The sequence below is a fragment of the Kocuria sp. LUK genome, from assembly GCF_021012935.1.
In the GTDB taxonomy this organism is placed as follows: Bacteria; Actinomycetota; Actinomycetes; order Actinomycetales; family Micrococcaceae; genus Kocuria; species Kocuria flava.
On record NZ_JAJMZI010000005.1, the window covers coordinates 154,265 to 180,989 of the forward strand.

Genomic DNA, 26,725 nt, shown 5'->3' on the forward strand with positions numbered 1-26,725 from the left:
CGGGCGGCTAGAGGGTGACGCGCTCGCCGGGGACCAGGCGCCGGTAGGCGACGCCGTACGTCGCGGCGAAGGCGGAGACCTGCTTCTCGACGACCCCGAGGCCGTTGTCGGAGAGCAGGGCGTCGTGCACCGGGAACACCCGGCGCGGCCGCGCGGAGACCACGAAGTCGATCACCTCGGCCATCCGGCTCCACGGCGCGTGCAGCGGCGCCAGCAGCACGGGGGCCGTGACGTCGTGCGGGACGACGAACGAGTCCCCGGGGTGGTAGACGGTGTCGTCGACGAGGTAGCCGACGTTGTCCACGGTGCGGATCAGCGGGTGGATCAGGGCGTGCTGGCCGCCGAAGGTGCGCACGGTGAACCCGTCGAGCTCGAGCACCTGCCCCGCCCCGGCGTCGTGGACCGCGCACCGCTCCCCCAGGGCCTCGCGCAGCCCGGCGGCCACGGCGGGCGGGGCGTGCACGACGGTCTCCGGGTGGGCCTGCAGGTGGGCCTGCAGGGCCTCCGCGTCGAGGTGGTCCGGGTGCTCGTGCGTGATCAGCACGTGGTGGGCGCCGTCGAGGGCCCGGGCCAGCTCCTCCGCCCCGGAGAAGACCCCCGGGTCCAGGACGAGCACCCGCCCGTCCTTCTCGAGCCGCACGCACGAGTGGGTGTACTTGATCAGCTCCATCCCGCCAGCCTAGCGGGCCCGCCGCCGCGGCCCGCGGCGGTGGGCCCGGCAGTTGTTAAGCTGGGGAGCGCCCCGCGCGCACCGCCCGGGGCGGGAGGAGGCAACGGCAGTGGGCGCACGGACGGCCGGGCGCGGCACCGGCGAGATCCGCAACACCCGGCAGCGCCGGGCGGTCGCCGAGGCCCTGGACGGGCTCGAGGACTTCATCTCGACGCAGGACCTGCACGCGCTGCTGCGCCGGCGCGGGGAGTCGGTGTCGCTGGCCACGACGTACCGGGTCCTGCAGTCGATGAGCGAGCTCGGGGAGCTCGACGTGCTGCGCTCCGACGACGGCGAGGCGATCTACCGCCGCTGCGCCGCCGAGCACCACCACCACCACCTCGTGTGCCGCCGCTGCGGGGCGACCGTGGAGCTCGAGGCCCCGGCCGTGGAGGAGTGGGCCGGGCGCACCGCCGCCGCCCACGGCTTCACCCGGGTCGAGCACACCGTGGAGATCACGGGGCTGTGCGCCGCGTGCGGGGCCCGGGACGACGCGTGAGCGGCCGGTCGCGGTGAGTCCTGCCGGGGGCACCGTGGTGCTGGCCGTCAACCCCCGCGCCGGGCGCGGCCGCGGCCTCGAGCACGCCGAGCGGGCCGCGGGCGTGCTGCGCGTCTGGGGGCTGGAGCCGGTGGTGCTCGCCGCCGCCGACCTCGGGTCCCTGCTGGAGCTCCTCCGGCAGCACCTGCGGGAGCCGGCCGCCCCGGTGCGGGCGGTCGTGGCCGTGGGCGGGGACGGCGTGGTCCAGGCGGTGCTCGGCGTGCTCGTCGGGCTCGGCCCCCAGGGCGCGGACGTGCCCCTGGGCCTGGTCCCGTGCGGCACCGGCAACGACCTCGCCCGCCACCTGGGGATTCCGCGCGAGGCCCCGGAGGCGGCCGCCGGGCGGATCCTGCGCCGGCTCGACGGCCCGCCCCCGCCCCGCCTGGACGTGGGCCGGGCCCGGACCGGTGACGGGCGCACGGTGCACTTCGGCACGGTCCTGGCGGCCGGCTTCGACGCGGCCGTCAACGAGCGCGCCAACCGCCGGCCCCACCTGCGGGGGGCGGCCCGCTACCTCGCGGCGATGCTCGTGGAGCTGCGACGGCTGCGGCCCCTGGACTACCGGCTCGAGACCGTCGACGCCGCCGGGCGCACGCGCACCGCGCACCGGCCGGGGCTGCTGCTCGACCTCGCCAACACCTCGTCCTTCGGCGGGGGGCTGCGGATCGCCCCGGACGCCCGGGCCGACGACGGGCTGCTCGAGCTGGTCGGGGTGGACCCCCTGGGCCGGGCCCGGCTGCTGGCCCTGCTGCCGGCGCTGCTCGCGGGACGGCACACCCGGCTGCCGTGCGTGCGCGTCGAGCGCGTGCGCTCCGTGGTGCTCGAGGCCCCGGGCGTGGTCGCCTACGCCGACGGCGAGCGGGCCGGCCCCACCCCGCTGCGGGTGGACGTGCTGCCCGGCGCGGTGGGCGTGCTCGCCTGAGCGGCGCCGCTCAGCGGGGCGGGTCGGTGCTGTCGACGCGGTCGCCGCGGCGCAGCCGCCGGTCCTGGGTCGTGTCGCGGATCTCGCCCACGAGCTCCTCGATGACGTCCTCGAGGAACAGCACGCCGGTCGTGGCCCCGCCGGCGTCGACGATGCGGGCCAGGTGCGAGCCGGTGCGCTGCATCACCGCCAGGGCCTCGTCGATCTCCATGTCCGGGGGCAGGTTCGCCAGGGAGCGCACCCGGGTCACCGGGACGGGCTCGGTGTAGCGCCCGTGCGGCACGGAGAGCACGTCCTTCAGGTGCAGGTAGCCGTTGAGCTCGCCGTCGGCCTCGGCGAGGGCGAAGCGGGAGAAGCCCGTGCGGGCCACGGCCTTCTCGACGTCGGCCGCGGAGGCGTCCACGGGCAGGGTCACCAGGTGCGAGAGCGGGACCATGACGTCCGCGGCGCGCTTGGCGGAGAACTCCAGGGCGCCGGAGAGCAGGCCGGTCTCGTCGGCGACCGTGCCCTCCTTGGTGGACTCCTCGACGATCGACTGCAGCTCGTCCAGGGTGAAGGTCGAGGAGACCTCGTCCTTGGGCTCGATGCCCATCAGCCGCAGCACGTGGTTGGCCGTCCAGTTCAGGGTCGCGATCACCGGGCGCACCAGCTTCGAGACCAGCACGAGCGGCGGCGCGAGCAGCAGCACGGCCCGGTCCGCGGCGGAGACCGACATGTTCTTCGGCACCATCTCCCCCAGCACCACGTGCAGGAAGGTCACGACCACGAGCGCGGTGAGGAAGCCGCTGACGTCGGCGACCTCGGCCGGCACCCCGAGCCGGCCGAGCGGGCCCGAGACCAGGTGGTGCAGCGCGGGCTCGGAGATGTTGAGGATCAGCAGCGAGCACACGGTGATGCCCAGCTGGCAGCACGCCAGCATGAGGGAGACGTGCTCCATGGCGTAGAGGGCGGTGCGCGCCCGCTTGTGCCCGGTCTCCGCGAGCGGCTCGATCTGCGAGCGCCGCGCGGACATGACGGCGAACTCCCCGCCCACGAAGAAGGCGTTGCCCGCGAGCAGCACCACGAGCCAGGCCAGTCCTGCCCAGTCGCTCATCGGGTCGCCTCCTCGGTCGGCGCCGGGGCCGGCGCGGGCACGAACCGGATCCGGTCCACCCGGCGCCCGTCCATGCGGGCGACCTCGAGCACCCCGCCCTGGACGGGCACGGCGTCGCCCACGCGCGGGACCTGGCCCAGGCGGTCCATCATGAAGCCCCCCATGGTCTCGTAGGCGGGCCCGTCCTCGATGTCGAGCTCGATGATCTGCTCGGAGACCTCGTCGGGGCGGAGCAGGCCCGGGAAGGTCCACTCGCCGCTGGCCGACTGCAGGGCGCCGGGGCTGATCCGGTCGTGCTCGTCGGAGACCTCGCCGACGACCTCCTCCACGAGGTCCTCGAGGGTCACGACGCCGGCCGTGCCGCCCCACTCGTCGACGACCACGGCCATCTGCAGACCCCCGGAGCGCAGCTGCACGAGCAGGGAGTCGAGGTGGACGGTCTCGGGCACGCGCAGCACGTCCTCCATGATCGCCCCGCACTCCAGGGCGGCTCGGCGGTCGGCCGGCACGGCCACGGCCTTCTTGACGTGGACCACGCCGCGGATCTCGTCCGGGGAGTCGTCGACGACGGGGAAGCGGGAGTGGCCGGTGCGGGAGGCCACGGCCACGACCTCGGCCACGGAGTCGTGGGAGTCGAGCATCTGCACCCGGATGCGGGGGGTCATCACGTCCGCTGCGGTGCGCTCGGCGAAGGTGAGGGTCTTGGCCACGAACGCGGCCGTCCCGGCGTCGAGGGTGCCCATCTTCGCGGAGCGGCGCACCATCGAGGACAGCTCCTCGGGCGAGCGGGCCCCGGAGAGCTCCTCCTTGGCCTCCATGCCGAACAGGTGCAGCACCCGGTTCGCCACGCCGTTGAGGCCCAGCACGAACGGCTTGAACACTGCGGTGAACACCAGCTGGGGGCGGGCCAGGGCGCGCCCGACCCGGTAGGCCTCGGCGATCGCCCAGTTCTTCGGCACGAGCTCGCCCACGAGCATCGACAGCAGCGTGGAGATCAGCATCGAGATCGTCAGGGTCACGCCCCCGGCGGCCGCGGCGGAGAGGCCGGTGAGGTCCATGATCGGCTCGCGCAGGAACGACTGGAGCGCGAGGTCGAGGGTGTAGCCGGTCAGCAGCGTCGTCAGCGTGATCCCGAGCTGGCAGCTCGAGAGCTGGGTGGACAGCGAGCGCAGGCACTTCAGCAGGGGCTCGGCCCGGCGGTCGCCCTCGGCGATGGCCCGGCGGACCGTGGTCTGGTCCAGGGCCACCAGGGAGAACTCCACGGCGACGAAGAAGCCGGTGCCGAGGATCAGCAGCAGGCCCGTGGCCAGCAGCAACCAGTCCATCAGGCGGGGCCTCCCCGGGAGGCCGGTCCGCGCCCGGGGGCGGGAGCGGCGGGGCGGGGGGAACGGGGGGCGCCGGCGCGGGGGCCGCGGCGGGGGACGCCGCGGCCGGGCCGGCAACTACTGTACGAGTCCATGGGAGCTCCAGGATACCGGAGCCCCGGCGGCTCAGGACCAGCTGACGGGCCGTGCCCGGCCCTCCTCGTAGCCGGAGCGGGACTGCACGCCCACGACCGCCCGCGCGGCGAACTGCTCGAGCGTCGTGGCCCCCGCGTAGGTCATGGAGCTGCGCACCCCGGCGGTGATGTGGTCCACGAGGTCCTCCACCCCCGGGCGCTGCGGGTCGAGGTACATCTTGGAGCTGGAGATGCCCTCCTCGAACAGGGCCTTGCGGGCCCGGGCGAAGGCGCCCTCCTCCCGGGTGCGCTCGCGCACGGCGCGGGTCGAGGCCATCCCGAAGCTCTCCTTGTACATCCGCCCGTCGGCGTCGACGTTGAGGTCCCCGGGCCCCTCGTGGGTACCGGCGAACCAGGAGCCGATCATCACCTGGCTGGCCCCGGCCGCGAGCGCGAGGGCGACGTCGCGCGGGTGCTTGACCCCGCCGTCGGCCCAGACGTGGCGGCCCAGGCCGGCGGCGGCCTCCGCGCACTCGAGCACGGCCGAGAACTGGGGGCGGCCCACGGCCGTCATCATCCGGGTCGTGCACATCGCACCGGGGCCGACCCCGACCTTGACGATGTCGGCGCCGGCGTCGACGAGATCCTGCACGCCGTCGGCGGTCACCACGTTGCCGGCCGCGACCGGGACGTCGGGGGCCACGGCGCGCACGGCCCCGAGGGCCTCGAGCATCCGCCGCTGGTGGCCGTGGGCGGTGTCGACGACGAGCACGTCCACGCCGGCCTCGACGAGGGCGCGCGCCTTGCCGCGGACGTCGCCGTTGATGCCGACGGCGGCCCCGACCCGCAGCCGCCCGGCGTCGTCGAGGGCGGGGGTGTAGATGGTGGAGCGCACGGCGCCCTTGCGGGTGAGCACGCCCACGACCTCGTCGCCGTCGAGGACGGGGGCCACGTGCACCCGCGACTGCGTCAGGCGGTCGTAGGCGGCGGCCAGGACGCCGTGCTGCGCGTGCGCGCCGTCGGCCAGCACGTCGGCCAGCGGCAGGACGGGGGCGTCGGTGCGCATGATCGAGCCCAGCTGGGTGAAGCGGTCCACCTCCGTGCAGTCTCCCGCCAGGACCACGCCCCGGTAGGTGCGGCCGGGCCCGCACACGACCACGGCGCCGTGCGGGCGCTTGTGCATGATCCCCAGGGCGTCGTGCACGGTGTCCTCGGGGGCCAGCACCACGGGGGTCTCGAAGCGGGGCGAGCGCTCCTTGACCCACCCGACCACCTCGGCGATGACGTCCAGCGGGATGTCCTGCGGGAGGACGCCCAGCCCGCCGCGGCGGGCCAGGGTCTCGACCATGCGCCGGCCGGTGACCGCCGTCATGTTCGCCGCGATCAGCGGGACCGTGGCGCCGGTGCCGTCGCGGGGGGCGAGGTCGACGTTGAAGCGCGAGGTGACGCGGGAGCTGGAGGGGACGAGGAAGACGTCGTCGTAGGTCAGGTCCGAGGTGGGGGTGTTGAGGAAGCGCACGCCCGCCAGTCTAGCGGCGGGCCCCCGACACGCCGCCGGGGCCCGCCCCGCGCGGACTAGCCATGCCGCCGCGCGCGTCACTAGACTCGACCGGAGGTACGGCCGCGCCCGCCCGGACGACCGGCCGGGACGTCCCGGAGGACGAGCCGGCCGGTCCCCGGGCGGCCGCGGCCGCGACGAGCCCGGCGGCAGGTCCGGACGCCGCCGGCACACCGACACTGCGGGGACCGGACAGGAGGCTCCCGCGCGAACAACATGGAAGAGGCGTATTCCCCGTGCCACATCAGCCACAGCATCTGATCCCTGAAGAATTCGCAGGTAACGAGTGGCTCGTCGACGAACTCTTCGAGAAGTACCAGGAGGACCGGAACTCGGTCGACCGCAAGTGGTGGCCGGTGTTCGAGGCCATGAGCGCGGAGGACGGCGCGGCACCGGAGCCCGCCGCCTCGCAGCCGGCCGGGAAGCAGGCCGCGGGGCCGGCGGAGAAGCCCGCGTCGACCGCCCAGCCGGCCGGGAAGAAGCCCGCCCCGGAGCAGCAGCCCGCGAAGCCGGCGGAGAAGCCCGCGCAGCGCCCGGCCGCGTCCCGGGCGGCCGCCCCCGCCCCCGCCAAGTCCGGGGCGAAGGCCGAGAACCGCCCGGAGACCGAGCACGGCGAGACCGCGTCCAAGCGCCCCATCCCCGCCCAGCCGGCCCAGCCGCGCGCCGCCGCCCCGGAGCCGCCGGCCGAGGACCAGGTCGTCAAGCTGCGCGGGCCCGCCAAGGCCGTGGCCGCGAACATGGACGCCTCCCTGACCGTGCCCACGGCCACGACCGTGCGCGCCGTGCCCGCGAAGCTGCTGATCGACAACCGGATCGTCATCAACAGCCACCTCGCCCGCAACCGCGGCGGCAAGGTCTCGTTCACGCACCTCATCGGCTACGCCGTGATCAAGGCCCTCGCCAACTTCCCGTCCCAGAACGTCGTCTACGACGAGCAGGACGGCAAGCCGGTCGCGATCCACCCCGCGCACGTGAACTTCGGCCTGGCCATCGACATCCCCAACAAGGACGGCTCCCGCAACCTCGTGGTGCCGAACATCAAGGGCGCCGAGACCATGGGCTTCCAGCAGTTCTGGTCCGCCTACGAGGACATCGTCCGCCGGGCCCGCACCAACGAGCTGACCATGGAGGACTACCAGGGCACCACGGTGTCCCTGACCAACCCCGGCGGCATCGGCACCGTCCACTCCGTGCCGCGGCTGTCGAAGGGCCAGGCGTGCATCATCGGCGTGGGCGCGCTCGACTACCCCGCCGAGTTCAAGGGCGCCTCCCCCAAGACCATCGCCCGCCAGGGCGTGTCCAAGATCATCACCCTGACCTCGACCTACGACCACCGGGTCATCCAGGGCGCCGGCTCGGGCGAGTTCCTGCGCCTGATCGAGTCCTACCTGCTGGGCGAGGACGGGTTCTACGACGAGATCTTCGAGGCCCTGCGGATCCCCTACGAGCCCGTGCGCTGGGCCGTGGACAACCAGGTCAACCCCGAGATCCAGGTCAACAAGGTCGCCCGGATCCAGCAGCTGATCCACGCCTACCGGGTGCGCGGGCACCTCATGGCCGACACCAACCCCCTCGAGTACGTGATGCGCAAGCACCCGGACCTCGACGTGCTCACCTACGGGCTGTCCCTGTGGGACCTCGACCGGGAGTGGCCCACCGGCGGCTTCGGCGGGGCCGACGTGCTGAGCCTGCGCACGATCCTCGGCCGGCTGCGCGACGCCTACTGCCGCACCGTGGGCGTGGAGTACATGCACCTGCAGGAGCCGGAGGAGCGCGAGTGGTTCCAGGACCAGCTCGAGCACGGCTACCAGAAGCCCTCCCGCGAGGAGCAGTTCCGCATCCTCGGCCGGCTCAACGCCGCCGAGGCCTTCGAGACGTTCCTGCAGACGAAGTACGTCGGGCAGAAGCGCTTCTCCCTCGAGGGCGGCGAGTCCCTCATCCCGCTGCTGGACGAGATCATCTCGGACGCGGCCGACGCCGGGCTGGCCGGGGTCGGCATCGCCATGGCCCACCGCGGCCGGCTCAACGTGCTGACCAACATCGCCGGGAAGTCCTACGCCCAGGTGTTCCGGGAGTTCGAGGGCAGCCAGGACCCGCGCACCACCGAGGGCTCCGGGGACGTGAAGTACCACCTGGGCACGGAGGGCACCTTCACCTCGGACAACGGCAACGAGACCCAGGTCTACCTCGCCGCGAACCCCTCGCACCTCGAGGCGGCCGACCCGGTGATCGAGGGCATCGTGCGCGCCAAGACCGACGTGCTGGGCGCCGGCCCCGAGGGCGACGGCACCTTCCCGGTGCTGCCCATCCAGGTCCACGGCGACGCCGCGTTCGCGGGACAGGGCGTGGTGGCCGAGGTGCTGCAGATGGCCCTGCTGCCCGGCTACGCGGTCGGCGGCACGGTCCACGTGATCGTCAACAACCAGGTGGGCTTCACGACCGCGCCCTCGGCGGCGCGCTCCTCGACCTACGCGACCGACATCGCCAAGGGCTTCCAGGCCCCGATCTTCCACGTCAACGCCGACGACCCCGAGGCCGTCACCCACGTGGGCCAGATGGCCTTCGCCTACCGGCAGGCCTTCCACAAGGACGTGGTCATCGACCTGATGTGCTACCGCCGGCGTGGGCACAACGAGGGCGACGATCCCTCGATGACCCAGCCGCTGATGTACGACCTCATCGAGCAGAAGCGCTCGACCCGCAAGATCTACACCGAGAACCTCGTGGGCCGCGGCGACATCACGCAGGAGGAGGCCGACCGGGCGCTGAAGGACTACCAGGAGCGCCTGGAGCGGGTCTTCGCCGAGACGCACGAGGCGCAGACCTCCTCGATCCCGCTGGTCACCGGCGACTCCGCCGCGATCTCCAACATCGAGCGCCCCTCTGCCCAGCAGGCGGACTCCGGGGTGTCCATCCCCCGCTCGACCGCGATCTCGACCGAGGCCGCCCAGCGGATCGGCGCGGCCCACCTGGAGATCCCCGAGGACTTCACGGTGCACAAGAAGCTGCGCAAGCTCCTGGAGCGCCGCGAGGCGATGACCCGCGAGGGCGGCGTCGACTGGGGCATGGGCGAGCTCATGGCCTTCGGCTCCCTGCTCATGGAGGGCGTGCCGGTGCGGATGTCCGGCCAGGACGTCCGCCGCGGCACGTTCACCCAGCGCCACGCCGTGTTCTTCGACGCGGAGACCGGCGCCGAGTGGACCCCGCTGAACCACCTGGCCGGCGACCAGGAGCGGCTGGCGATCTACAACTCCCTGCTGTCCGAGTACGCCGTCATGGGCTTCGAGTACGGCTACTCCGTGGAGCGCCCCGAGGCGCTGACCGTGTGGGAGGCCCAGTTCGGCGACTTCGTCAACGGCGCCCAGATCGTCGTCGACGAGTTCATCGCCTCGGCCGAGCAGAAGTGGGGCCAGCGCTCCTCGCTGGTGCTGCTGCTGCCGCACGGCTACGAGGGCCAGGGCCCGGACCACTCCTCGGCGCGCATCGAGCGCTTCCTGCAGCTGTGCGCGGAGAAGAACATGGTCGTGGCCAACCCCTCCACCCCGGCCAACCACTTCCACCTGCTGCGCCGGCAGGCCTACAGCCGCCCGCGCAAGCCGCTGGTCGTGGCCACGCCCAAGCAGCTGCTGCGCCTGAAGGCCGCCGCCTCCCCCGTGGAGGAGTTCACCGACGGCACGTTCCGCCCGGTGATCGGCGACCGGGCCGGGCTGGACGCGGCGAAGGTCACCGACGTGGTGCTGGTCTCCGGCCGGCTCTACTACGACCTGGCGGCCGCCCGGGAGAAGAACCGGGACACCACCACCGCGATCGTGCGCGTCGAGCAGCTGCACCCGCTGCCGCTGGCCGAGATCAAGGAGGAGCTGGCCAAGTACCCGCAGGCGCGGCTGACCTGGGCCCAGGACGAGCCCGCCAACCAGGGCGCCTGGCCGTTCATGGCCGTGAACCTGGTGCCCGAGCTCGACCGGAAGGTCCGGCTGGCCTCCCGCCCGGCCTCGGCCTCCCCGGCCAACGGCTCCGCGAAGCGGCACACCGCCGAGCTGGAGACCCTCGTCCAGACGGCGTTCGAGCGCGCCTGAGCACGCGCACCGCGCAGTGCGGGGCGGCGGGGGCTGCGGCCCCCGCCGCCCCGCACTGCGCCCCGCCCCCATCCCCCGAGCAGGAAGAACGACGTGGAGCAACGAAGGATCAGAATTGTCGCGGTCGGTGACGAGCTGCTGGCCGGCGAGGGCGACCCCCGGGCCCTGGGCTGGTTCGGGCGGGTCATGGCCCGGACCCCGCGCCACGCGGCGCCCGTGTCCGCCTACAACCTCGCCGCACCGGACGAGGGCAGCGAGTCGCTGAACGAGCGCTGGCTCGGCGAGGCGGGCCGCCGCTTCGCCCCCGGCCACGACAACCGCCTGGTCATCGCGCCCTCCACCCGGGACATCGACCTGAGCATCACGAGCGCCCGCTCGCGGCTGAACATGGCCAACATCATCGACACCGCCTCGCAGAACAACGTGCGCGTGCTCGTCGTCGGCCCCCCGCCCACCCTGGACACGGAGCGCAACCGGCGGATCGCCGACCTCTCCGCGGCGTACGCGGACGTCACCACCCGGCGCAACCACGTCTACGTGGACACCTTCAACCCCCTCCAGCACCACGAGCAGTGGCGCAAGGACCTCGCGGCCAACCACGGCCGCCCCGGGCAGGCCGGCTACGGGCTGATGGCCTGGCTCGTGCTCCACCGCGGCTGGTACGCCTGGCTGGACCTGCCCGAGCCGCAGTGACCCCGCCCCGCCGCGCCACGACGGCGCGGGGCGTGTGAGACAATGGCGGGCAGTGCCCCGTCCGGCCACCGCTGCGGTCCCCGACCGTGCGGGAACGGACGACGACGACCACGATCCACCGCGGCACCCCCGCGGAAGACAGGAGGCTCGCATGAGCAAGCGAGGACGCAAGCGCAAGGACCGCCGCAAGGGCGGCGCCAACCACGGCAAGCGCCCCAACGCCTGAGGTCCCCCGCGGACCCGGCACCGCCGTGGACGGAAGGGCCCCGGACCGATCGGTCCGGGGCCCTTCCGCACGTCCGTGCCCGTCCGGGTCCCGCGGCGCCGGAAGGGCGCGGGGCCCTCGCCTCAGGCCGCCGGCGGTCCCTGTCGCTGGGCGTGGATCCGGGCGAGGATCGAGACCTTCAGGTCGGCCGGGGCCGTCTCCGAGCAGGAGCGCCGGACGACCGAGCGGATCACGCACTCCAGGTCGTACTCCCGGGCGCAGGCCGGGCACTCGCGCAGGTGCCCGTGGATGTCCTCGAGGTCGTCCGCCGGGAGCACCCCGTCGAGGTACTCGTAGATCCGCCGGATCCGCTCGTCCGTGCAGCCTCCCAGGCTCTCGCAGTCGGCCATGTCTAGTGGTCCTCTTCCTTCTTCTTGTCCGCGGCGGCCTTCCGGTCCGCCGTGACCTTCGAGGTGTCGAAGCCGCGCTCGGCGGCGTAGTCGGCCAGCTTCTCGCGCAGGAGCTTGCGCCCGCGGTGCAGGCGGGACATCACCGTGCCGATGGGGGTGTCCATGATCTCGGAGATCTCCTTGTAGGCGAAGCCCTCCACGTCCGAGAAGTACACCGCCAGCCGGAACTCCTCGGGCAGCTCCTGCAGGGCCCGCTTGACGTCGGAGTCGGGCAGGTGGTCCAGGGCCTCCACCTCCGCCGAGCGCAGGCCCGAGGAGGTGTGGGACTCCGCCCGGTGCAGCTGCCAGTCCTCCACCGTGTCGGTGTTCGCCTGCTGCGGCTCGCGCTGGCGCTTGCGGTAGAGGTTGATGTAGGTGTTGGTCAGGATCCGGTACAGCCACGCCTTGAGGTTGGTCCCGGGCCGGTACTGGTGGAAGGCCGAGAACGCCTTGGTGTAGGCCTCCTGCACCAGGTCCTCCGCGTCGGCGGGGTTGCGGGCCATCCGCAGGGCGGCCGCGTAGAGCTGGTCCACGTACTCCATCGCGTCCCGCTCGAAGCGCGCCTTGCGGTCCTCGGTGGTCTCGGTGGCGACGTCGACGGGCGGCTCGGTCCGGGCGGGGACGGCCTCCTGCTGGTTCTGCTCGTTCATCACCGCCCATCCTACGGCGGGCGGGGCGGGCGCTGGGGGCGGGGGCGACGGCTCCTCCTTCCCCCCGGCGGGCCGGTGCCCACGGGTGCTCGCACGACGACGACCGGGGTCCCCGGTCCTGCTCCCCTGGTGCAACGGGGCACCCCCGGGCCGCTATTCCCCGCCGCGCCCCGCGCGGCACCGGCCGCGCGGCACGCGCCGGTGCCGCGCGGGCCCGCCGCCCCGGGGCGGCGCTGGCCCCCGCGCGGGAGGGCGCGGCTAGGATGGAACGGGCGGCGGCCTCCGCCGCAGCCCCGTCCCGCACGACCCGACCCCGCGGTTGCCGGCCGCAGAGGAGAAGACCATGAGCATCGTCCGTCGCATCGCCCGCCCGCTGCTGGCCACCGGCTACGTGGCCAACGGCGTCGAGTCCTTCCGCAACTCGTCGAGCGCCGCCCAGCACCTCGCCCCGGTCGTCACCGCGGCCGGCAAGGCCTTCCCGCAGGCCGGCCCCGCGCTGGGCAACCCCGCGATGGTGGCCCAGGGCCTCGCCGCCGCCCAGGTCGGCGCGGCCGTGCTCTTCGCCCTCGGCCGCCTCCCCCGCCTCTCGGCGGGCGTGCTCGTGACGACGACCGCCCTCAACGCCTACGCCGACTACCGCGCCGCCGAGGCCGGGACCCCGGAGCAGAAGGCGGCCCGCCGCAGCACCGCCTTCAAGAACAGCTCGCTGGTGGGGGCCGTGATGCTCGCCGCCGTCGACACCGAGGGCAGCCCCTCCCTCCTCTGGCGCGCCGAGCACCTGGCCGAGGACGTGAAGAAGAACGCGCGGAAGCTGGGCAAGGACACCCAGAAGCAGGTCGCCCGGGCGGAGAAGGCCGTCCAGCACGCGGTCAAGCAGTCCTGACCGGCGGGTCCCACCGGTGAGACACCCCGAGGCCCCCGCGCCCGGCACGGCGGGGCCGGTCCCGCCGCACGAGCTGTGGCCGGCCCCGTTCGCGGGCTCCCGCCCCGTCTCCGGCGCCCTGACGGTGCCGGGCTCCAAGTCCCTGACCAACCGCTACCTGCTGCTCGCCGCCCTCGCCGACGGCCCGTGCCGGCTGCGCCAGCCCCTGCACTCGCGCGACTCCCGGCTGATGGTGGCCGCCCTGCGCGCCCTCGGGGCCGCCGTGGAGGAGGTCCCCGGGGACGGCGACTTCGGCCCCGACCTCGTGATCGGCCCCGCCCCGCGGGAGGCCGGCGACCCCGTGCGGGTCGAGTGCGGGCTGGCAGGGACGGTCATGCGCTTCGTCCCGCCCGTCGCCGCGCTGACCCGCCGGGCGGTGACCTTCGACGGCGACCCGGCCGCGCGCGTGCGGCCCATGGCGCCGGTGGTGCGGGCCCTGCGCGAGCTCGGGGTCCGCGTGGACGACGACGGGCGCGGCCGGCTGCCGTTCACCGTGCACGGCACCGGCCGGGTGCGCGGCGGGGAGCTGGAGATCGACGCGACGGGCTCGAGCCAGTTCGTCTCCGCCCTGCTGCTGGCCGCCCCGCGCTTCGAGGAGGGGCTCGTGCTGCGCCACCGCGGCGCGGGGGGCCGGGGGGTGCCCTCGATGCCGCACGTGCAGATGACGGTGGAGGTCCTGCGGGAGCTGGGCGTGGACGTCGACGACACCGTGCCCTCGCAGTGGCGGGTGGCGCCCGGGCCGGTGCGCGCCTTCGACGTGGAGGTCGAGCAGGACCTCTCCAACGCCGGGCCCTTCCTCGCGGCGGCGGTCGTCACGGGGGGCCGGGTCAGCGTGCCCCGGTGGCCCGGGCGCACCACGCAGGGCGGGGACCACTGGAAGCAGATCCTGCCCGCCTTCGGGGCGCAGGCCGAGCTCGCCGGCGGGACGTTCACCGTGACGGGGCCCGAGGTCGTCAGCGGCGTGGACCTCGACCTCTCCGAGGCCGGGGAGCTCGCCCCGACGGTCGCCGCGATCTGCGCCGTGGCCTCGACCCCGTCCCGGCTGCGCGGGATCGCCCACCTGCGCGGGCACGAGACGGACCGGCTGGCCGCGCTGGTCGCCGAGATCAACCGGGTGGGCGGGGACGCCGAGGAGACGGCGGACGGGCTGGTCGTCCGCCCGGCACCGCTGCACGGGGGGACGTGGCACAGCTACGAGGACCACCGGATGGCCACCGCCGGCGCCGTGGTCGGGCTCGTGGTCCCGGACGTGGTCGTGGAGAACATCGCCACGACCGCCAAGACCCTGCCGGAGTTCCCCGCGCTGTGGGCCGAGCTCGTGGAGCGGGGCCGTGGCGCGTAGGAGCTCCACCCGCCGGGACTGGGACGAGACCGACGTCCGGGTGCGGGCGCACAAGTCCGGGTCCCGGCCGCGCACCAAGGACCGGCCCGCCCACGAGGACGCCGTCACGGGCCGGGTCGTGACGGTGGACCGCGGCCGCTACACGGCCGTGCTCGACGAGGACACCGACGCGGAGCGACTCGTGGTGGCCGTGCGCGCCAAGGAGCTGCGCCGACGCCCCGTGGTGGCCGGGGACCTCGTGGGGCTCGTCGGCGACGTCACCGGGGCCCCCGACACCCTCGCGCGCCTCGTGCGCATCGAGGAGCGCTCGACCGTGCTGCGGCGCAGCGCCGACGACGACGACCCCGTCGAGCGCGTCGTCGTCGCCAACGCGGACCAGCTCGTGGTGGTGGTCGCGGCGGCCGAGCCCGAGCCGCGCACCGGGTTCGTCGACCGGGCGCTCGTGGCCGCCTACGACGCCGGGATCGACCCGCTGCTGTGCATCACCAAGACCGACCTGCGCGACCCCGCCGGGCTGGTGGCCCACTACACGGCCCTCGACCTGCCCGTGCTCGTCTCCGGGCCCGCCGCCGGCGCCGCGCCCGCCGGGGACGGCGCGAGCCTGCCGCTGGACAGGGGCCTCGTCGAGGCCCTTCGGGAGCGTCTGGACGGGCGCGTCTCCGTGCTGCTGGGCCACTCCGGGGTCGGCAAGTCCACGCTCGTCAACGCCCTCACGGGCGCCGACCGCGCCACCGGCGGGGTCAACGCCGTGACGGGGCGCGGCCGGCACACGTCGTCGTCGGCCCTGGCCCTGAAGGTCGAGGACGCCTCCCCCGGCTCGTGGATCATCGACACCCCGGGGATCCGCTCCTTCGGCCTCGCGCACGTGGACCCCGACCGGATCGTCGAGGCGTTCGACGAGCTCGGCGAGGCCATCGCCGAGTGCCCCAAGGGCTGCCGGCACACCGAGGACTCCCCCGGCTGCGCCCTCGACGGCTGGGTCGCCCGGGGACGGGCCGGCGCCGCGGGAGCCGCCCGGCTGGCGTCGCTGCGGCGGCTGCTGCGGGCCCGCGAGGGCTCCGGGGACGCCCCGGAGGACAAGGAGCTGGGCGTCGGCTGAGGCCCCCGGCCCCGCTCCGACCAGGCGGGGAACCGTCTCGGGGTAGGTTGGACCAATGCGCAGTCCCAGCACCTACACCGACGACCTCCGCCTCGCCCACATCCTGGCCGACGCCGTGGACCGCCTGACCATGCGGCGGTTCAAGGCCCAGGACCTCGCGGTGGACACCAAGCCCGACCTCACCCCCGTCACGGACGCGGACCGCGAGGCCGAGCAGCTGATCCGCGCCCAGCTGGGGCGCGCGCGCAACCGGGACGCCGTGATCGGCGAGGAGTTCGGGCGCAGCGGCAGCGGGGCCCGGCAGTGGGTCGTCGACCCCATCGACGGGACGAAGAACTTCGTGCGGGGCGTGCCGGTGTGGGCGACCCTCATCGCGCTCGTCGACGAGGGCCGGCCGGTGGTGGGCGTGGTCTCCGCCCCCGCCCTCGGCCGGCGCTGGTGGGCCGCCGCGGGCTCCGGTGCCTACACCGGCAAGTCCCTGGCCAGCGCCCAGCGGATCACGGTCTCGCGGGTCGACCGGCTCGCCGACGCCTCCCTGTCCTACTCCTCGCTGACCGGCTGGCGGGACCTGGGCGTGCGGGAGCAGTTCCTCGAGCTCACCGACGACGTGTGGCGCACCCGCGCCTACGGCGACTTCTGGTCCTACTGCCTCGTCGCCGAGGGGGCGGTGGACCTCGCGTGCGAGCCCGAGCTGAACCTCCACGACATGGCCGCGCTCGTGCCCCTGGTCGAGGAGGCGGGAGGACGGTTCACGTCCCTGGAGGGCGAGCCCGGGCCGTTCGGCGGCAACGCCCTCGCCAGCAACGGCCTGCTCCACGACGAGGTCCTGCAGCGGCTCGCCCCCGCCCGCGGCTGAGCTCCCGGACCCCGGCGCACCGGCGACGGACGGGGTGCGAGGGACGGACGGGGAGGGCGGGACGCCTCTCGCCGTCCCGCCCTCCCCGTCGGCCGCGCACGCGCCGGGGAGCCGGTCACCGGATCCCCGGCGCGGTCACTGCGCCATGGCGTTGAGCTGCATCTCGTCCATCAGGCACTGCTCGAGGGCGGCCTGGTCGTCGAGGTACTGGCTGCAGGGCCCGTTCACGGCGTCGAGCACGGGGCCCATGAAGGACAGGATCGCGAAGAAGAACAGCACGCTGGCCACGATGCCGAGGGCACTGAGGACGATGCCGATCACCGGCACCGCCTTGGACGCCCCCTGCGCCCGGGACAGCTTGCGCACGGCGACGATGCCGAGCACGAGACCGACGACGCCGGGGACGAAGCCCAGGCCGAACAGCCACGAGCCCAGCAGCGACAGAATGCCCAGCACGAGCGCGGCGATGCCGAGCCCCGTGCCCGCGGGCTTGGCCGGGGCGCCGTACTGGCCCATGTCGTAGGAGCCCTGGTAGGCCCCGCCGTACGGTGCCTGGCCGTACTGGCCCTCGCCGTACTGGCCCTGCTGACCGTACTGGTTCTGGCCGTACTGGCCCTGACCGTACTGGCCCTGCTCGCCGTACTGGTTCTGGCCGTACTGGCCCTGACCGTACTGGCCCTGCTCGCCGTACAGGTTCTGGCCGTACTGCCCCTGCTGGCCGCCCTGACCGTACTGGCCCTGACCGTACTGCTCCTGCTGGCCCTGGCCGTAGCCCGGGGCGGCGTACTGTCCGCCGGGCTCGCCCCGCCCGTACTGCGGCGGCTGGTAGGACGGGCCGGCCGGAGCCCCTTCGACGCGCTGCCCGAACTCCGGCTCGCTCCGGCCCTCTTGGCGCGGGGCGTCCGCGTCGCGGTCCGGGTCGGGCGTGTGGTCGGGGTGGCTCATGGCGCTGCCTTTCGTCGGTCGTCCGTACGTCCTCCAGCTTGTCACACCGGGGCCTCGACGGGACCGCACGGCCCCCGGTGTGCAGGGCCGCAGCCGCGTGCGGCCCCGAGCCCGGGCACGGAAAAGGCCGGGGAGCGCTGGTGGGCGCTCCCCGGCCGGGGAATCGTGGAGATGGGGGGAATTGAACCCCCGTCCGATGCAGCTTCGTCAGGGCTTCTCCGGGTGCAGTCTGCGTAGCGTCTTCTCAGTCCCGGCCCTCGTGCAGACCCGTGGCCGACGGACTCAGTCGCGAGTTGATGTTCTCCGGACGTCCGCGACACCCGTTCGGAGCAGTGGCCTTCTGGCTGATGCCAGACCCCGGGCCGAAGGCGAACCCGGGCTGACAGTCACCTGGTGGTCTGGTTACGCGGCGAGCGCGAGGTCAGACTGGGCGACGTTGCTCTTGGAATTGGCAACTATTGTTTTACAGAGAGCGTTTACGAGATAACTCTGCGTCCTCGACCCGCTTCCCCTGTCTCAACACACATCGTCGAAACCGATCATCCCCGTATTCTGTTTCCAAGCACCCCGCCGGAGCGGGACGACCCAGTCTACCGCGGGGTACGGGGCGGTGCAAGGGACCCTCCGGGCTCAGCCCATGTTCTTGTAGCGCATCGCCCGCTGGGCCTCGCGGTTGTCCTGCTTCTCCCGCAGCGTCTGGCGCTTGTCGTACTCCTTCTTGCCCTTGGCCACCGCGATCTCGACCTTGACCCGCTTGCCGTCGACGAAGTACAGCGACAGCGGCACGATGGTGAACCCGGTCTCCCTGGTCTTCTGCTCGATCTTCGCGAGCTCCTCCCGGTGCAGCAGCAGCTTTCGGCGCCGCCGCGCCGCGTGGTTGGTCCAGGAGCCTGCGAGGTACTCGGGGATGTAGGCGTGCTCCAACCACAGTTCGCCGTTGTAGAACTGGCAGAAGCCGTCCACGAGCGAGGCCCGGCCCATCCGCAGGGACTTCACCTCGGTGCCCATCAGGGCGAGGCCGGCCTCGTAGGTGTCCAGGACGTGGTAGTCGTGGCGGGCCTTCTTGTTGCTGGCGATCACCTGGCGGCCGGTGTCCTTCTTGGTCTTGGCCATGGCCCACCCCTCCCTCGACTGTGCGCTCGGCTGGTGCGGGTCCGCCCGCACGGCGTCCCGCTGCCGCGCCCGGGGGCGCGGCAGAACGACCATCCTACGCTACCGCGCCCGGCGGCGGCCCGGCCGCTGCCGGGCCGGCGACCGCCCGGGTCGCCGTCGCGGCCCCGGGGAACGGTGCGGCGCACGGGGCAGGGCCCGCAGGTGCCGGATCGCCCGGCCCGTGCGGCTCAGGCGTCCGCGGGGGCGTGGCGCTGGTCGGCGCGCCAGCGGATGCCGGCGTCGACGAAGGCGTCGATGGCGCCGTCGAACACGGCGGAGGGGTTGCCCTCCTCGTGGTTGGTGCGCAGGTCCTTGACCATCTGGTACGGGTTGAGCACGTAGGAGCGCATCTGGTCGCCCCAGGAGGCCTTGACGTCGCCGGCGAGCTCCTTCTTCTTCGCGTTCTCCTGCTCCTGGCGCAGCAGCAGCAGCCGGGACTGGAGCACGCGCAGGGCGGCGGCCCGGTTCTGGATCTGCGACTTCTCGTTCTGCATCGACACGACGATGCCCGTGGGCAGGTGGGTCATGCGCACCGCGGAGTCGGTGGTGTTCACCGACTGCCCGCCGGGGCCCGAGGAGCGGAAGACGTCGACCTTGATCTCGTTCTCCGGGATCTCGATGGAGTCGTCCTGCTCGATCAGCGGGATGACCTCGACCGCGGCGAACGAGGTCTGGCGCCGGCCCTGGTTGTCGAACGGCGAGATCCGCACGAGCCGGTGCGTGCCCGCCTCCACGGAGAGGGTGCCGAACGCGTAGGGGGCCTTGACCTCGAAGGTCGCCGACTTCAGCCCGGCCTCCTCTGCGTAGGAGGTGTCGAGCACGGCGGTCGGATAGCCGTGGCGCTCGGCCCAGCGCAGGTACATGCGCAGCAGCATCTCGGCGAAGTCCGCGGCGTCCACGCCGCCGGCGCCGGCGCGGATGGTGACCACGGCCTCGCGCTCGTCGTACTCGCCCGCGAGCAGGGTCTGGATCTCGAGCTGGGAGAGGGCCTTCTTCACCGCGGCGAGCTCCTCGCCGGCGAGCTCGAGGGTCTCGGGGTCGTCCTCCTCGTCGGCGAGCTGGACCATGACCTCGATGTCGTCGATGCGACCGCGCAGCTCCCCGAGCCGGTCGAGGGCCGACTGCTTGTGCGAGAGCCGGGAGGTGATCTTCTGCGCCGCGGCAGGGTCGTCCCACAGGTCCGGGGCCGTCGCCTGCCGGGAGAGCTCGGCGACGTCGCGCTCGAGGGCCTCGACGTCGCTCACCGCCTCGATGGAGGCGAAGGTGGATCGGAGGGCGGAGATCTCAGCCGGGAAGTCAAGGGAGGCCATGGAAGCCAAGATTATCCCATGGGGGCAAATCGCCCCGGGTGCTCCCCCGCCCGGCTCTGGCACGATGAGCACACCGACAACGGAGCAGAGAGGACGCGACCGTGCGCATTCCCCGGATCCTGGCCCTGGTCCTCGCCGGTGGCAAGGGCTCCCGCCTGGGCGCCCTGACCGAGGACAAGGTCAAGCCCGCGCTGCCCGTGGCGGGCACCTACCGGCTGATCGACGTGGCCCTGTCCAACCTCGTGCACGCCCACATCTCCGACGTGTGGGTGGTCCAGCAGTACCTGCCCCACGGCCTCAACGCCCACCTGGCCAACGGCCGCCCCTGGGACCTGGACCGCACCCACGGCGGGCTGCAGGTCCTGCCCCCGTACCAGGGCGCCGAGGGCGAGGGCTTCGCCGAGGGCAACGCCGACTCGATCTACCGGCAGAAGGACCTGATCCGCGAGTTCGCCCCGGACCTCGTGCTCGTGCTCAGCGCCGACCACCTCTACACGATCAACTTCCTCGACGTCGTCGACACCCACCTCGAGCAGGGCGCGGACCTGACCATGGTCACCACCGAGGTGGCCGAGGACCCCTCCCGCTACGGGGTCGTCCAGGTCGACGACGACGGGGTCGTGACCGGCTTCGACTACAAGCCGGAGGACCCGCGGGGCCGGCTCGTGGCGGGCGAGATGTTCCTCTACGACGCCGCCCGGCTGCTCGAGGCGCTCGAGGAGCTGCACGAGCGCCAGGGGCAGCTGGAGGACTACGGCAACGACCTCGTGCCGTGGTTCGTCGAGCACGCCCGGGTGGTCGAGCACCGGCTCGAGGGATACTGGATGGACCTGGGCACGGTGCAGTCGTACTGGACCGCCCACCTGCAGCTGCTCGACGGCGAGGGCGTGGCCCTCGACGACCCCGACTGGCCGATCCTCACCGCCCAGCCGCAGCTGGTGCCCGCCCGCGTCGCCGCCTCGGCCGAGGTGCGCGGGTCGATGGTCGCCGCCGGGGCGGTCGTGGCCGGCACCGTGGAGCACTCGGTGCTCGGCCCGCGGGTCGTGGTCGACGAGGGCGCCGTCGTGCGCCACTGCGTGCTGCTCGACGGCGTGCACGTGCCCGCGGGCGCGGTCCTGGTCAACGTGGTGGCAGACGCCGGTGCCCGCGTCCCGGCGGGCGAGCACGGGCGGGCGGGGGCCGTGACGCTGCTCGACGGGACCGGGACGGTCGCCTCCGTCGAGGACTTCGACCGGGGCGCCGCCCTGCCGCGCGGCTTCTGAGGACCCGCCGGCGCTCACCGGCCCAGCCGGGCCCGCGCCTCGCTCGAGGCGGTGATCGGGATCCCGTCGGGGACGACGAGGTTCACCACGGGCGGGTGCACCACCGCGACGAGGGTGACCTCGGCGGTGCGCCCGTCGGGGGTGCCGGTGGGGGCTCCCAGCGCCAGCCCGGGGGTGTCCTCCCACGCCCGGACCGTGCCGAGGTAGCTGGTGGCCGCGCCGGCCACGGCGTCGTCGTCGAGCACGGTGGACGGCGGCGCCCCGGGGGCGCCCGGGCGCAGCTCGACGAACGTGTCCGCGGCCGCGAGCGCGGCGTTGTCGGCGAGCACCTGCAGCCTGCGCTCCCCGACGTGCACGGCGGTGACGCCCATGACGACGACGGCGAGCAGCAGCGCCACCACGGTGAAGCCCAGCGCCAGGACCGTGATCTGCCCGTCGTCCTCGCCGCCGGGGGCTCGCCGCGCGGGGTGCGGGCCGCTCACGCGTACCGTCCCACGACGACCGTGGCCGACGAGCTCAGCCGCGCGATCCCGAGGTCGTCGAGGCCGGGCACGAGCGGCAGCTCCACCGTCAGGGCGGCGCGCACGGTGGCCACCCCGCCCGGGGCGGCGCAGCCCTCCCCCGGGCAGTCGAGGCTGAGCTCGAGGGCGCCGGGGGCGAAGCCGTGGTCGGCGGCGGCCAGCTGCGCCGCCGCGGCGAGGTCCTCCTCGGCGACCGTGCCCGGCTCGGCCTGGGCGAGCACCTGGGCGGCCTGCTGGGCGGCGGCGACCACCGCGAACGCCCCGGCCTGGACGTGGGCGACGGTGAGCACGAAGTAGACGACCGGCACGAGCAGCAGCGTGCCCAGTGCGACGAACTCCACCACGGCGCTGCCCTCGTCGGCGGCCTCCGCCCCGGCACTGCGCCCCTCGCCGCCCCGGGGTCGGGGCGCCTCAGCCGGCGAGGACGGCATGGCCGTGGACGGTGACGGACTCGGGCGGGCCCAGCAGCGCCACGACGGGCAGGGGCGCGACGACCTCGACGCGCAGCGTGCGCACCCCGCCCGACTCGGCCGGGGCCGCGGTGACGTCCTGGGCGTACGCCGGACCGAGGTGGCCGGCGATGATCTCCCGGGTGCGCGCGACGCCGTCCTCGGGCGTGCGGTCGGCGAGCGTGCCGTAGCGGGCTCCGGCCGCCGCGGCGTCGATGAGGGTGTTGCGCACGTGCAGGGCCAGCGCCAGCTGCAGCGTCCCGGTGAACAGCAGGGCGAGCAGCCCGGCCACGAGGACGTACTCGGCCACGGCGCTGCCCCGGTCCGGGTGCTCCGGAGGCAGCGTCCCGGGCGCGTCCCGCGCTCCGCCGCCCGGAGCGCGTCCCGAGCGGACCGGACCGGCCGGGGCGCGCTCCCGGCCGAGGGGCGTACGAGCGCGCCGGCCGGCGGGCGTCCCCGCCCGGTGCCGGGCGGGCGCGTGCGGGTCCCGGAGGGGCCGCACGGTCAGTTCTGGCTGACGCGGCCGATGGCGTCCCGGAACAGCCCCTCCAGGGCCGGCTGGGCCACGAGGAGCAGTCCGGCCACGAGCACGGCCGACATCAGGGTGAGCATCACCCAGCCGGGGACGTCCCCGCGGTCGGGGTCGTCGGCGGGCGGGCGGGCGCCGGGCCGGTCCGGACGGGAAGGACCGCGCAGGAGCAGGAGCAGGGCGGCGCCGAGGAGGGCGGCGATCCGGAGGGGCAGTCGCACGGGGTGAGTCCTTTCGGGTGGGCGGCGGGCGGACCCGCCGGGGTGGTCCACGGGCGGGTCAGAAGCCGAGCTCCAGCAGTGCGATGCCGGGGTAGACGGCGAAGACGACGGTGAGCGGCAGGACGAAGAAGACGAGGGGGACCATCATGGCGATCTCCTTGCGGCCCGCGGCCTCCATGAGCTCGCGCTTGTCGTGGTCGCGCACGTCCTGCGCCTGCGCGCGCAGGACGTCGGCCAGGGGCGTGCCCCGCTCGAGGGCCACGACGATGCCGTCCACGAAGCGGCCCACCGGGGCGACCGGGGTGCGTGCGGCGAACTCCTGGAGGGCCTCGCCGAGGCCTGCCCCGGAGCGGGTGCGGGCCAGCACCGCGCGGAACTCGGCCGTGAGCTCGCCGTCGGCGACGCGGCAGACCCGCTCGAGCGAGCCCACGGCGCTCTCCCCCGCGCCCACGGACAGGGCCATGAGCTCGGCCACGGCCGGGAACTCCGCGAGCATGCGGCGCTCGCGGGCCCTGATCCGGCGGGCGAGCAGACGGTCGCGCAGCAGCCAGCCCGCGCCGGCCCCGGCCGCGGCCGCGAGCACGACGCCGCCCGGACCGGTGCCCAGGCGCGCGGCGGCGGCCAGCCCCAGGAGCACGCCCGCGAGCAGCCCGGCCGTGGCCAGCAGCAGCTGCTCGGCCCGGTGGTCGGCGACCGAGCCGTGGGACCCGGCCCGTTCCAGGCGCCGCTCGAGACCGGCGGACGGCCCGGCGTGGCGGGCGGCGCGCCGGACGGCGTCCGCGGCGAGGGTGCGCAGCACACGGGCCGCCGGGCCGAGCAGGCCGGCGGCCCGGAACGCCTCGGGGCCGGCGAGCAGGGACGACTCGACCTCCACGGAGCGCAGCTGCGGGGCGATCCGGTCCGCGAAGGCCGTGCCGCGGCTCGCACGGACACCGGTGAGCACGAGCCACAGCCCGCCCGCGAGGGCCGCCCCGAGCAGGAGCACGAGGGCGTCCGGGGCGCTCACCGCAGCACCCGGCGTGGTTCGGGGAGAGCGCCCAGCCGCAGCATGAGCCGGTAGGCGGCCACGGAGACGGCCAGCCCGCCCAGGAGCACGGCCGCCCCCTCCGTGGTGTCGTAGGCGCGCACTGCGGCCGGCTGGGAGGACATCAGCAGGAGCACGATCCAGGGCGCCGCCACGGCCAGGCGGGCGGCGTTGACCGTCCAGGACTGGCGCGCCTCGAGCTCCCCGCGCGTGCGGGCGCTCTCGCGCAGGAACTCCGAGAGGGTGCCCAGCAGCCGGCCCAGGTCGGTGCCGCCCACCTCGCGGGTCACGCGCAGCGCCTCGACGATGTTGTCCGCCACGGGGTCGGCCAGCCGGTCCTTGAGCCGCGTCAGGGAGCCCTGCAGCTGCCCGGAGGCCCGGTAGTCGGCGGCGAAGCGGGCGAAGGCCGGGCGCACCGGCTCGGGTCCGCGGTACTGCAGCTGGACCAGGGCCTCGGGCAGGGACATCCCGGCGCGGATCGCGGAGCGCAGGTGGTCGACGACGTCGGGCCACACCTCCCGCAGCGCGACCGTCCGCGCCCGGGCCCGGTGCCGCACGGCCGCGAACGGCGCCCAGGCCCCGAGCAGCGCGGCGCAGGCCCCGAAGGTGGCGGCCCCGGTCAGGGTCGCCACGAGCAGCCCGGACAGCGCCCCGCAGGCCAGGCACGCGAGCACGAGCGCCGCGGGACCGACGCCGGGCAGTCCCGCCCGCAGCAGGAGCTCCCGCAGCCGGCCCGGGCGCCGGGCGGGGGCCTCGCGCGGGGCGTCCTCGGCCCAGCACGACCACCACACCAGCAGCACCCCCGCGCCCAGCAGCGCGCCCAGGGCGGCGCTCACCGCGGGCCCCCGGCGCCGGCGTCGTCCTCGAGCAGCTCGCGCACCGACCAGCCGGCACGGGCGAACTTCTCCGGGGACGGGGCCTCCGCGGCGACCGCGCGCAGGTCCCCGTCCCGCAGGGCGAAGACCGGGTAGGTCTCGATCACGCCGTTCTCCACGCGGTTGCCCAGGGCGAGGACCTCGGCGACGCGGCGGCGGCCGTCGGCCTCCCGCCGGCAGTGCACCACGAGGTCGAAGCACGAGGCCACGGTGGGCACCACGAACCCGGAGCTGATGTTGGCTCCGGCGAGCAGGGGCAGCGTGCAGATCTTGGTCACCGCGTCCCGGGCGGAGTTGGCGTGCAGGCTGCACATCCCGGGCAGTCCGCTGTTGAGGGCCACGAGCATGTCGAGGCTCTCGGCCTCGCGGACCTCCCCCACGACGAGCCGGTCCGGGCGCATCCGCAGCGCCTCCTTCACGAGGCGGCGCAGCGGGATCTCGCCGGCGCCCTCGAGGTTGGCCTGGCGGCACTGCATCCCCACGACGTCGCGCAGCGGCACCTGCAGCTCGAAGATCTCCTCGACGGTCACGACCCGCTCCCGCGGGCCGATGGCGGCGCACAGGCAGTTCAGCAGCGTCGTCTTGCCCGCCTGGGTCGCGCCGGAGACCAGGATGTTGAGCCCGGAGGCGACCGCCGCCTCGAGGAAACGGGCCGCGCGCGGGGAGAGCGAGCCGAGCTCGACGAGGTCGTCGAGCCGCCGCGCCCGGGCGATGAACTTGCGGATGTTCACGGCCCAGTGGGTCCGGGTGACGTCGGGGATCACCACGTGCAGCCGGGAGCCGTCGGGCAGGGCGGCGTCGACGAAGGGCGAGCTGAGGTCCAGGCGCCGGCCGGAGCTCTTGAGCATCCGCTCCACGAGGTTGCGCACCTGGGCCTCGGTGAGCACGAGGGACGTCAGCTCGGACTCGCCCCGGCGGGCGACGTAGACCTCGGCGGGGCCGTTGAGCCAGATCTCCTCGATCTCCGGGTCGTCCAGCAGCGGCTGCAGCGGGCCGAACCCGGCGACGAGGTCCAGCAGCGCCCGGCGGGCGGCGTCGAGGTCGGCGAGCGCCGGCAGCACCCCGCGGGCGGAGCGCTGGTCGTAGTCGCGCACGGCCGCGTCGACGAGCCCGCGGGTCTGCTCGAGCTGCAGCACGGGGTCCAGGCCGCGGCGGCGGATCAGCTCGCGCACCTCGGCCTCGACGAGCCCGAGGGCGTCCGCCGAGAGCACTGCCGTCATGGGTCCCCCTGTGCCGTCCCGGCGCCCCCGCGCCGGCCGCTCCCCCGCGGAGCGCACGCACAGGACCATAGATCGGCGCCGGGGGGCGGGGACAACCCGTGCGGCGGCGCCTGTGGACAGCCCGTCCTGACCTGCGACGTTCTTCCCAAAGGCGAACGACATCTCCGTCGCAGGATGTCAACGCATGAAGAAGGCCGCCCGGGGGCGGGCGGCCGGTGCGGGGCGGGGACGGGCGGCTCAGTCCGCGGGGCGCTGCCCCGGGGAGACCTGCGCGAAGCCGGTGACGGAGGGGCGCTGCGCGTGCTCGGGGGCCGGGGCCCAGGGGCGCTCGGCCTCGGCGACGGCGATGTGGCGGGCCAGGCGGGTGACGTTGACCTCCTGCTGCCGGTTGCGCAGGGCGGCGGTGGCCTGGGTGATCATGAACACGACGACGAGGCCGTAGAGCACCAGGTCGGTGCCGCGGCCGATGCCCAGGAACCGGGCCACGGCGCTGAGCAGGTCGGGGAAGAAGATCGACAGCGCGGCGAAGGCGAAGAAGGCCAGGCCCACGACCCGGCGGATGGCCTGGTGCTTGGCGTTGGCCCCGCCGCGGATGAGCGCGAGCGCGCCGTAGCCCACGGCGAGCACGAGCAGGATCTGGACGACGTAGAGCACAGCGGGATCTCCC

Annotated in this window: 27 protein-coding genes and 1 other RNA gene; 10 read left to right on the plus strand and 18 right to left on the minus strand. The window is 74.5% G+C overall.

All coding sequences use genetic code 11. From position 1 onward, the window contains the following. Window positions 1–7: 7 nt before the first annotated feature. Window positions 8–670 carry an MBL fold metallo-hydrolase gene (locus tag LQU92_RS10695; RefSeq protein WP_230780608.1) on the minus strand — a complete coding sequence of 221 codons (663 nt, stop codon included), beginning with the start codon at window positions 668–670 and terminating at the stop codon, window positions 8–10. Window positions 671–779: 109 nt separating this feature from the next. Between LQU92_RS10695 and LQU92_RS10700 the strand changes: the two genes are divergently transcribed. Together LQU92_RS10700 and LQU92_RS10705 are read left to right on the plus strand one after the other, a co-directional pair. Further along, a complete protein-coding gene (locus LQU92_RS10700) occupies window positions 780–1,208 on the plus strand; it encodes a Fur family transcriptional regulator (RefSeq protein WP_101852051.1) in 429 nt (142 codons plus the stop codon). Window positions 1,209–1,221: 13 nt separating this feature from the next. Continuing rightward, on the plus strand, window positions 1,222–2,169 hold the full coding sequence (locus LQU92_RS10705) for a diacylglycerol kinase family protein (RefSeq protein ID WP_230780611.1): 948 nt from the start codon (window positions 1,222–1,224) through the stop codon (window positions 2,167–2,169). Between the two features lie 10 nt (window positions 2,170–2,179). Here the strand turns inward: LQU92_RS10705 and LQU92_RS10710 are convergent, their stop codons facing one another. From LQU92_RS10710 to LQU92_RS10720, 3 genes are all read right to left on the minus strand, one after another. Beyond that, window positions 2,180–3,262, minus strand: a complete 1,083-nt coding sequence (locus tag LQU92_RS10710; RefSeq protein WP_230780613.1) for a hemolysin family protein — start codon at window positions 3,260–3,262, stop codon at window positions 2,180–2,182. After that, window positions 3,259–4,587 (minus strand): hemolysin family protein, encoded by a 1,329-nt coding sequence (locus tag LQU92_RS10715; protein ID WP_230780623.1) that lies wholly within the window; start codon window positions 4,585–4,587, stop codon window positions 3,259–3,261. The genes LQU92_RS10710 and LQU92_RS10715 overlap by 4 nt, the downstream gene beginning before the upstream one ends. A gap of 165 nt (window positions 4,588–4,752) precedes the next feature. Further along, the gene (locus tag LQU92_RS10720) at window positions 4,753–6,219 is read right to left on the minus strand and encodes a GuaB1 family IMP dehydrogenase-related protein (protein WP_230780627.1); all 1,467 of its coding nucleotides are present in this window, start codon (window positions 6,217–6,219) and stop codon (window positions 4,753–4,755) included. 275 nt (window positions 6,220–6,494) lie between these two features. Between LQU92_RS10720 and LQU92_RS10725 the strand changes: the two genes are divergently transcribed. The 3 genes from LQU92_RS10725 to LQU92_RS15390 all read left to right on the plus strand — a co-directional run bounded on the left by LQU92_RS10725 (window position 6,495) and on the right by LQU92_RS15390 (window position 11,253). Beyond that, window positions 6,495–10,334, plus strand: a complete 3,840-nt coding sequence (locus tag LQU92_RS10725) for a multifunctional oxoglutarate decarboxylase/oxoglutarate dehydrogenase thiamine pyrophosphate-binding subunit/dihydrolipoyllysine-residue succinyltransferase subunit (RefSeq protein ID WP_230780628.1) — start codon at window positions 6,495–6,497, stop codon at window positions 10,332–10,334. A 93-nt stretch (window positions 10,335–10,427) separates the two neighbouring features. Then, a complete protein-coding gene (locus LQU92_RS10730) occupies window positions 10,428–11,027 on the plus strand; it encodes a GDSL-type esterase/lipase family protein (protein WP_101852047.1) in 600 nt (199 codons plus the stop codon). Between the two features lie 151 nt (window positions 11,028–11,178). Continuing rightward, complete coding sequence (locus LQU92_RS15390) at window positions 11,179–11,253, plus strand: 50S ribosomal protein bL37 (RefSeq protein WP_095343185.1); 75 nt, start codon at window positions 11,179–11,181, stop codon at window positions 11,251–11,253. A gap of 122 nt (window positions 11,254–11,375) precedes the next feature. On the opposite strand, the gene rsrA is transcribed toward LQU92_RS15390, so the two are convergent. Then, the gene (gene rsrA / locus LQU92_RS10735) at window positions 11,376–11,642 is read right to left on the minus strand and encodes a mycothiol system anti-sigma-R factor (protein WP_101852046.1); all 267 of its coding nucleotides are present in this window, start codon (window positions 11,640–11,642) and stop codon (window positions 11,376–11,378) included. Window positions 11,643–11,644: 2 nt separating this feature from the next. After that, entirely contained in the window at window positions 11,645–12,331 is a 687-nt protein-coding gene (locus tag LQU92_RS10740) for a sigma-70 family RNA polymerase sigma factor (RefSeq protein WP_230780630.1), read from the minus strand. A 343-nt stretch (window positions 12,332–12,674) separates the two neighbouring features. Here LQU92_RS10740 and LQU92_RS10745 point away from each other — a divergent pair, with 343 nt between their 5' ends. The 4 genes from LQU92_RS10745 to hisN are packed head-to-tail and all read left to right on the plus strand — an operon-like array spanning window position 12,675 to window position 16,550. Then, window positions 12,675–13,214 carry a DoxX family membrane protein gene (locus tag LQU92_RS10745; protein ID WP_058859192.1) on the plus strand — a complete coding sequence of 180 codons (540 nt, stop codon included), beginning with the start codon at window positions 12,675–12,677 and terminating at the stop codon, window positions 13,212–13,214. A gap of 16 nt (window positions 13,215–13,230) precedes the next feature. Beyond that, window positions 13,231–14,595, plus strand: a complete 1,365-nt coding sequence (aroA, locus tag LQU92_RS10750) for a 3-phosphoshikimate 1-carboxyvinyltransferase (protein ID WP_230780632.1) — start codon at window positions 13,231–13,233, stop codon at window positions 14,593–14,595. Continuing rightward, on the plus strand, window positions 14,585–15,694 hold the full coding sequence (locus LQU92_RS10755) for a ribosome small subunit-dependent GTPase A (RefSeq protein ID WP_230780635.1): 1,110 nt from the start codon (window positions 14,585–14,587) through the stop codon (window positions 15,692–15,694). The genes aroA and LQU92_RS10755 overlap by 11 nt, the downstream gene beginning before the upstream one ends. 55 nt (window positions 15,695–15,749) lie before the next feature. Continuing rightward, window positions 15,750–16,550 (plus strand): histidinol-phosphatase, encoded by an 801-nt coding sequence (gene hisN / locus LQU92_RS10760; protein ID WP_230780637.1) that lies wholly within the window; start codon window positions 15,750–15,752, stop codon window positions 16,548–16,550. A 135-nt stretch (window positions 16,551–16,685) separates the two neighbouring features. Here hisN and LQU92_RS10765 read toward each other — a convergent pair whose 3' ends face one another. The 4 genes from LQU92_RS10765 to prfB all read right to left on the minus strand — a co-directional run bounded on the left by LQU92_RS10765 (window position 16,686) and on the right by prfB (window position 19,957). Then, window positions 16,686–17,495, minus strand: a complete 810-nt coding sequence (locus tag LQU92_RS10765) for a DUF4190 domain-containing protein (protein WP_230780640.1) — start codon at window positions 17,493–17,495, stop codon at window positions 16,686–16,688. A gap of 163 nt (window positions 17,496–17,658) precedes the next feature. Further along, window positions 17,659–18,042: a transfer-messenger RNA gene (gene ssrA / locus LQU92_RS10770) on the minus strand. 83 nt (window positions 18,043–18,125) lie between these two features. After that, window positions 18,126–18,608, minus strand: coding sequence for an SsrA-binding protein SmpB (smpB, locus tag LQU92_RS10775; protein ID WP_101852042.1), 483 nt, complete (start codon window positions 18,606–18,608; stop codon window positions 18,126–18,128). 227 nt (window positions 18,609–18,835) lie between these two features. Continuing rightward, window positions 18,836–19,957: a peptide chain release factor 2 gene (gene prfB, locus LQU92_RS10780; protein ID WP_101852041.1), complete on the minus strand. Its 1,122-nt coding sequence runs from the start codon at window positions 19,955–19,957 to the stop codon at window positions 18,836–18,838. Window positions 19,958–20,058: 101 nt separating this feature from the next. On the opposite strand from prfB, the gene LQU92_RS10785 reads away from it, so the two are divergent. Continuing rightward, window positions 20,059–21,219 (plus strand): sugar phosphate nucleotidyltransferase, encoded by a 1,161-nt coding sequence (locus LQU92_RS10785; RefSeq protein WP_230780643.1) that lies wholly within the window; start codon window positions 20,059–20,061, stop codon window positions 21,217–21,219. Between the two features lie 14 nt (window positions 21,220–21,233). Here LQU92_RS10785 and LQU92_RS10790 read toward each other — a convergent pair whose 3' ends face one another. The 8 genes from LQU92_RS10790 to LQU92_RS10825 all read right to left on the minus strand — a co-directional run bounded on the left by LQU92_RS10790 (window position 21,234) and on the right by LQU92_RS10825 (window position 26,712). Beyond that, window positions 21,234–21,701 carry a pilus assembly protein TadG-related protein gene (locus tag LQU92_RS10790; RefSeq protein ID WP_230780646.1) on the minus strand — a complete coding sequence of 156 codons (468 nt, stop codon included), beginning with the start codon at window positions 21,699–21,701 and terminating at the stop codon, window positions 21,234–21,236. After that, window positions 21,698–22,081, minus strand: coding sequence for a hypothetical protein (locus LQU92_RS10795; protein WP_230780648.1), 384 nt, complete (start codon window positions 22,079–22,081; stop codon window positions 21,698–21,700). Before LQU92_RS10795 ends, LQU92_RS10790 begins: the two co-directional genes overlap by 4 nt. 70 nt (window positions 22,082–22,151) lie before the next feature. Next, entirely contained in the window at window positions 22,152–22,499 is a 348-nt protein-coding gene (locus LQU92_RS10800; RefSeq protein WP_230780651.1) for a TadE/TadG family type IV pilus assembly protein, read from the minus strand. 194 nt (window positions 22,500–22,693) lie between these two features. Further along, the gene (locus tag LQU92_RS10805) at window positions 22,694–22,885 is read right to left on the minus strand and encodes a hypothetical protein (RefSeq protein WP_058859933.1); all 192 of its coding nucleotides are present in this window, start codon (window positions 22,883–22,885) and stop codon (window positions 22,694–22,696) included. Window positions 22,886–22,997: 112 nt separating this feature from the next. Continuing rightward, on the minus strand, window positions 22,998–23,945 hold the full coding sequence (locus LQU92_RS10810) for a type II secretion system F family protein (protein ID WP_230780654.1): 948 nt from the start codon (window positions 23,943–23,945) through the stop codon (window positions 22,998–23,000). After that, window positions 23,942–24,799, minus strand: coding sequence for a type II secretion system F family protein (locus LQU92_RS10815; protein WP_230780656.1), 858 nt, complete (start codon window positions 24,797–24,799; stop codon window positions 23,942–23,944). The genes LQU92_RS10810 and LQU92_RS10815 overlap by 4 nt, the downstream gene beginning before the upstream one ends. Beyond that, window positions 24,796–26,058 carry a CpaF family protein gene (locus LQU92_RS10820; protein ID WP_230780659.1) on the minus strand — a complete coding sequence of 421 codons (1,263 nt, stop codon included), beginning with the start codon at window positions 26,056–26,058 and terminating at the stop codon, window positions 24,796–24,798. Before LQU92_RS10820 ends, LQU92_RS10815 begins: the two co-directional genes overlap by 4 nt. A 237-nt stretch (window positions 26,059–26,295) precedes the next feature. Then, complete coding sequence (locus LQU92_RS10825; protein WP_101852034.1) at window positions 26,296–26,712, minus strand: DUF2304 domain-containing protein; 417 nt, start codon at window positions 26,710–26,712, stop codon at window positions 26,296–26,298. Window positions 26,713–26,725 lie beyond the last annotated feature (13 nt).

Bases quoted from the DNA above. Each gene is read 5' to 3' on its own strand.
- LQU92_RS10820 (WP_230780659.1), bottom strand. From the start codon at position 26,058: ATGACGGCAGTGCTCTCGGCGGACGCCCTCGGGCTCGTCGAGGCCGAG.
- LQU92_RS10765 (WP_230780640.1), bottom strand. From the start codon at position 17,495: ATGAGCCACCCCGACCACACGCCCGACCCGGACCGCGACGCGGACGCC.
- LQU92_RS10715 (WP_230780623.1), bottom strand. From the start codon at position 4,587: ATGGACTGGTTGCTGCTGGCCACGGGCCTGCTGCTGATCCTCGGCACC.
- smpB (WP_101852042.1), bottom strand. From the start codon at position 18,608: ATGGCCAAGACCAAGAAGGACACCGGCCGCCAGGTGATCGCCAGCAAC.
- prfB (WP_101852041.1), bottom strand. From the start codon at position 19,957: ATGGCCTCCCTTGACTTCCCGGCTGAGATCTCCGCCCTCCGATCCACC.
- LQU92_RS10745 (WP_058859192.1), top strand. From the start codon at position 12,675: ATGAGCATCGTCCGTCGCATCGCCCGCCCGCTGCTGGCCACCGGCTAC.
- rsrA (WP_101852046.1), bottom strand. From the start codon at position 11,642: ATGGCCGACTGCGAGAGCCTGGGAGGCTGCACGGACGAGCGGATCCGG.
- hisN (WP_230780637.1), top strand. From the start codon at position 15,750: ATGCGCAGTCCCAGCACCTACACCGACGACCTCCGCCTCGCCCACATC.
- LQU92_RS10740 (WP_230780630.1), bottom strand. From the start codon at position 12,331: ATGAACGAGCAGAACCAGCAGGAGGCCGTCCCCGCCCGGACCGAGCCG.
- LQU92_RS10710 (WP_230780613.1), bottom strand. From the start codon at position 3,262: ATGAGCGACTGGGCAGGACTGGCCTGGCTCGTGGTGCTGCTCGCGGGC.
- LQU92_RS10695 (WP_230780608.1), bottom strand. From the start codon at position 670: ATGGAGCTGATCAAGTACACCCACTCGTGCGTGCGGCTCGAGAAGGAC.